Annotated in this window: 7 protein-coding genes; 1 reads left to right on the top strand and 6 read right to left on the bottom strand. The window is 69.8% G+C overall.

Annotation, left to right across the window (positions count from 1 at the left end; genetic code table 11):
- Both HUU95_RS09165 and HUU95_RS09160 read right to left on the bottom strand, forming a co-directional pair.
- Positions 1-231: winged helix-turn-helix domain-containing protein (locus HUU95_RS09165; protein ID WP_174279831.1), on the bottom strand; the 231-nt coding region annotated here is incomplete at its 3' end.
- A complete protein-coding gene (locus HUU95_RS09160; protein ID WP_174279830.1) occupies positions 228-434 on the bottom strand; it encodes a TOBE domain-containing protein in 207 nt (68 codons plus the stop codon). The genes HUU95_RS09160 and HUU95_RS09165, both read right to left, overlap by 4 nt.
- Before the next feature lie 120 nt (positions 435-554).
- Between HUU95_RS09160 and HUU95_RS09155 the strand changes: the two genes are divergently transcribed.
- Positions 555-1082, top strand: a complete 528-nt coding sequence (locus HUU95_RS09155) for a MucR family transcriptional regulator (RefSeq protein ID WP_174279829.1) — start codon at positions 555-557, stop codon at positions 1080-1082.
- A 152-nt stretch (positions 1083-1234) separates the two neighbouring features.
- On the opposite strand, the gene HUU95_RS09150 is transcribed toward HUU95_RS09155, so the two are convergent.
- The 4 genes from HUU95_RS09150 to HUU95_RS09135 all read right to left on the bottom strand — a co-directional run.
- Positions 1235-2143 carry a flagellar motor protein MotB gene (locus HUU95_RS09150; RefSeq protein ID WP_174279828.1) on the bottom strand — a complete coding sequence of 303 codons (909 nt, stop codon included), beginning with the start codon at positions 2141-2143 and terminating at the stop codon, positions 1235-1237.
- Positions 2144-3007, bottom strand: coding sequence for a flagellar motor stator protein MotA (gene motA / locus HUU95_RS09145; RefSeq protein WP_174279827.1), 864 nt, complete (start codon positions 3005-3007; stop codon positions 2144-2146).
- Between the two features lie 102 nt (positions 3008-3109).
- Positions 3110-4003 carry a flagellin gene (locus tag HUU95_RS09140; RefSeq protein ID WP_174279832.1) on the bottom strand — a complete coding sequence of 298 codons (894 nt, stop codon included), beginning with the start codon at positions 4001-4003 and terminating at the stop codon, positions 3110-3112.
- Positions 4004-4008: 5 nt separating this feature from the next.
- Positions 4009-4566 (bottom strand): flagellar basal body rod C-terminal domain-containing protein (locus tag HUU95_RS09135; protein WP_302480114.1); only part of this gene is annotated, 558 nt, incomplete at its 5' end.

Genomic DNA, 4566 nt, shown 5'->3' with positions numbered 1-4566 from the left:
CGCGCCGCGCCCGCCGCCGGGCGCCGCCTCCACCACGCGCCGCGCGAAGCAGCGGTTCATCTCGTCCACCAGCAGCCAGGCGCGGCGATAGCTCATGTCCAGCGCGCGCGCCGCGCCCGAGATCGAGCCCTCCCGCCCGATCGCGTCCAGCAGGTCCGCCTTGCCGGGGCCCAGCGCATAGCGGTCACCGCAGGCGAGCTGGAGCTTCAGGCGGAGCGGCCCGACCCTCACTTGCCGATCAGCACGTCGCTCGCCTTGACGATCACCGTGACGCGGTCGCCGGGGCGGAGCGCGAGATCGGCGATCGCCTCCTCGGTGATGCTGGCGGTGACGTGGTGGCCGCCGCCGATGTCGACCTTGACCGTGCCGTTCACCGCGCCGGGCGTGATCGCGGTGACCGTGCCGGCGAACTGGTTGCGCGCGCTGATCTTCATGCTCGTCGTCTCCTCGACCGCCCCATAGCATCGGGCGCGAAGAACGATAGTATTGCCAAGCAGTTGCGGGAACGAAGATCGGCGGCTAGGGACGGCCGACCTTTGCACCGGAGTATTCACATGGCCGACGACACCACCGACCTCAACGCGGTCGAGCTGGCGACCGAGCTCACCATCGCCTGGCTCGGCAATCCCAATACCCGCAGCGCCGCCGACGACGTGCCGGCCTTTCTGGGCAAGATGCATGACACCGTGTCCAAGCTGCTGGGCGCCGGCCAATCGCAGCCGGAGGCCGCGCCGGCGGCCGAATATTCGCCCGCGACGACCGCGCGCAAGAGCCTGGCGTCCAAGGACCACATCATCTCGATGATCGATGGCAAGCCGTACAAGACGCTGCGTCGCCATCTCGCCACCAACGGCCTCAGCCCGCAGGAATATCGCGAGCGTTACGGGCTCAAGGCCGACTACCCGATGGTCGCCGAGAACTACTCGGAGAGCCGCCGCGCGATGGCCAAGCAGATCGGCCTAGGTCGCAAGCCGGGCCAGAAGCAGGGCGAGCCCGCGCCCGAGGCGGCGCCGGCCGAGCCAGAGGTGGCGGCCGCGCCGGCCAAGCGCGGGCGCAAGAAGGCGGACGCGCCGGCGGCGTGAACCGGCGTCGGCGTCGGTTGGGTTGAGATCCCCTGTCCCTCGACTTCGCTCGGGACGAACGGAGTCAGGAGGCGTTGCGCACCCCATTCCGTTCGTGCCGACCGTCGTCGAGGCGCTAGCAGCTTCGCTGGGGAAAAGAGGAACGCGCCGCGCTATGACCCGAACGTCGGCGTCCGGTACAGCAGCGTGATCGCTACCCGGCGGTTGCGCGGATCGCCCGGATGCGCGGCGATCATCGGCTCGCGGTCGGCGACGCCCTCGATCCGCGCGAAGCGCGGTTCGGGGAGCCCGCCCAGCGCGAGCCGCCGGCGCGTCGCCTCCGCCCGCCCCGTGGACAGCATCCAGTTGTTCATCGCGCGCGGATCGCCATAGGGCAGGCTGTCGGTGTGGCCGCGGATCATGATCGGATTGGCAGACCCCTTCACCGCCGCCGCGATCATGCCGATCAGCTCGCCCGCGCGACCGTCCAGCATCGTCGTGCCGACCGCGAACATCGAATAATCCGCGTCATCGACCAGGTCGATCCGCATCCCGTCGCGCGTCTGGACGAAGTGGACGTGCCGGGCGAGCTGGGCGAGGTCGCGTGAATGCGCCATCGCTTCGGCGACCTGCCGGTGCATCGCCTTGAACGCGCGGCGATCCTCCGCCTGCAGGGCGGTCGGGTTCTTGATCGAGCCCTTGGTCCCGGTGCCGACATCGCTGCCGCCGGTCGCGCCCATCGGGATGGTGATCGCCTTGGTCCCGGTCTGCGCCGCGCGATGCGGGTAATTGTCCTTGTCGAGCAGCGACGCGCCGCCGAACATCCCGTTCGATCCGGCGGAGTTCTCGCGCAGCTTGACCAGCGTCGGCGTGAAATAGTCGGCGATGCCCTTGCGCTGCTTCTCGTTGGTGGCGCCGAGCAGCCACAGCAACAGGAAGAACGCCATCATCGCCGTCACGAAATCCGCATAGGCGACCTTCCACGCGCCGCCATGATGTCCGCCGTGACCACCCTCGATGATCTTCTTGACGATGACGATCTTGGGCGGCTGGTTGGCGCCGTGGGGAGCCCTGGCCGCCACTTACCGCCCCCGCAAGCCGTCGAACACCTCGGCGAAGCCGGGCTGGTTGGCGTGCGCGATGCCCGAGCGCGCGGCCTCGATCACCAGCGGCTGCGGATGGCCGTGCAGCGAGGCGACGATGATCTGCTTGACCACATGATAGATCGTGCCGTCGGCGTCGATCACCTGCTTGAGCCGATTGGCGAGCGGGTTTACGATGCCATAGGCGAGCAGCACGCCCATGAACGTGCCGACCAGCGCGGAGCCGATCATGCCGCCCAGGATCGACGGCGGCTTGTCGATCGAGCCCATCGTCTTGACGATGCCGAGCACGGCGGCGACGATGCCCAGCGCCGGCAGCGAATCGGCGAGGGTGGTCAGTGTGCCTTGCGGCCCCTCCACCTCGTGATGGTGCGACTTGATCGCGTGGTCCATCACCTCCTCCACCGCGTGCACGTCCAGCGTGCCCGACGACACGACGACCAGCCGCAGCGTGTCGGCGATCAGGGCGACCAGCGTGCTGTCCTTCTGGAGCTTGGGATATTCGGAGAACAGCGCGGACGAGGCCGGGTCCTCCACATGCGGCTCCAGCGCGATCGGCCCTTCGGTGCGCAGCATCTTCATCAGTTTCGACACCAGGAAGATGACGTCGAGATAGTCCTGTTTCTTGTATTTCGGCCCCTTGAACACCTTGGCGAGGCCGCCGCCCATCGCCTTCAGCTCCTTGCCCGAATTGCCGATGATCAGCGCGCCGGCGGCGGCGCCGCCGATGATCAGCATCTCGTGCGGGATCGCCTCCATCACCGGCCCGAGCGCGCCGCCGGTGAAGGCGAAGCCGACGAACACCATGACGAGCAGGACGACGAGGCCGATGGCTGGGAACATGAAGACTCCGGGCGGCGCAAGGGACCGTTCGGGAAAGCGCTAGCCGGGAATGATTGGCGTCGGGTTAAGCAGCCGACACCGCGAGCAGGTCGGCGGGTCGCCTTACTTCAGATAGTCGAACAGGCTCAGCCCCTGCAGCTTGGTGAAGCTCGCCTGGGTGGCCGACAGCACCGTCATCGTCTTCTGCAATTGCGTGATCGCGGCGGTGACGTCGGTGTCCTCCAGCCCCGATCGCGTCGCCTCGCGATCGGTGTTCGCCCGGGTCAGCGCCGCCTGCGCCAGCTCGACATGCGCGGCGCGCGCGCCGAGCGAGGCCTGGACGGTGGAGACCTGCGTCGTCGCGGTCGCGAGGTCACCGACCGCGCTCGCCGCCGCCGCGTCGACATCCGTGCCGGCGCGCAACGCGGCGGAGAGCCGCGTCAGCATCGCCAGCGCGTCGCCGGCGGCCGAGGTGAACACGCGATGCGCGGTGTCGCTGGGTTGCACCGACTGGCCGCCGCCGACCGGGATCGCGCTGGGGCTGGTCGCGGCGTAGCTGTAGCTCCCGTCGGCGTTGGCGGTGACCGCCGCGCCGCCATCGCCGCCGCCGAACAGGGGGAGCCCGCGCGGGTCGACCGCGTTGCCGAGATCGGCGAGCTGGTCGCGGATCGCGTCGATGCCGTCGGCGAGCGCGCCGAGCGAGACCTTGTCCTGCGTCCCGCTGCGTGCCTGAATCGCGAGTTCCGACGCTTGCTGAAGCTGCGCGGTCATCGCGGTCAGCGTCGAATCCGCCTGCGCCAGCACCGAGGCGGCGAGGTCCAGGTTGGTGCCGCTCGCCTTCGCGTCGGCGCTGGCCTGGGCGACCCCGCGCAGCCGCGCGTACGCGACCGAATCGTCGGACGCGACCGCCAGCTTCTTGCCCGTCGCGATCTGCGTCTGGAGCGTGTCCGCCTGCGCCGACAACGCGCCCATCGCGGCGCTCGCGCGATCGTAGAAGAGGCGGGTGGAGACCTGCATCGCGCTCACCTGATGTCGAGGATCGACTGCATCGTCTCGCGCGCGACCTGGATGACGCGGCTCGACGCGGTATAGGCCTGCTGGAAGCGCAGCAGCTCGACCGCTTCCTGATCGAGATCGACCCCCGACACCGCGTCGCGCGACGCCACCGCGCCATCGCGGATCGCCGTCTGCGCGTCGCCGACCAGCTTGCGCTGTTCGAGCGCGGCGGCGTTGCCGGTGGTGAGCGAGGTCACGCCCGTTTGCCACCCATGCGCGCCGCGCATGTCGCTCAGCACCCGCAGATTGGCGGCGTCCCGGGTGCCCCCGCCCGCCGCGGCGGCGGCGATACCGCGTCCGTCGGCGAGCGTGACGGTGAGGTCGGTCGGCGTGGCGCCGGCGGCGAACATCGCGGCGCCGGGCTGGCCATCGAGATCGCGGCCGTTCGCCTGGATCGCGTTGACCTCCGTCGTGAAGTCGCTGGCGAGCGCGTTCAGCGATGCGCGTGTGTCGGCGAGGCGTCCGGCGCCTTCCGCGATGCCGGCCAGCGCGCCGCCGGACGGCGTGAACGCGGCCGCGCCGCC

The organism is Sphingomonas bacterium, assembly GCF_903643065.1.
Classification (GTDB): domain Bacteria; phylum Pseudomonadota; class Alphaproteobacteria; order Sphingomonadales; family Sphingomonadaceae; genus Sphingomonas.
Note: the sequence above shows the minus strand (reverse complement) of the source record. Positions and strands in the feature narration are given on the sequence as shown.

What these genes read in the sequence shown, in the direction of transcription:
- HUU95_RS09140 (WP_174279832.1), bottom strand. Translation starts at nt 4,003, where the DNA reads ATGCAGGTCTCCACCCGCCTCTTCTACGATCGCGCGAGCGCCGCGATG.
- HUU95_RS09155 (WP_174279829.1), top strand. Translation starts at nt 555, where the DNA reads ATGGCCGACGACACCACCGACCTCAACGCGGTCGAGCTGGCGACCGAG.
- motA (WP_174279827.1), bottom strand. Translation starts at nt 3,007, where the DNA reads ATGTTCCCAGCCATCGGCCTCGTCGTCCTGCTCGTCATGGTGTTCGTC.
- HUU95_RS09160 (WP_174279830.1), bottom strand. Translation starts at nt 434, where the DNA reads ATGAAGATCAGCGCGCGCAACCAGTTCGCCGGCACGGTCACCGCGATC.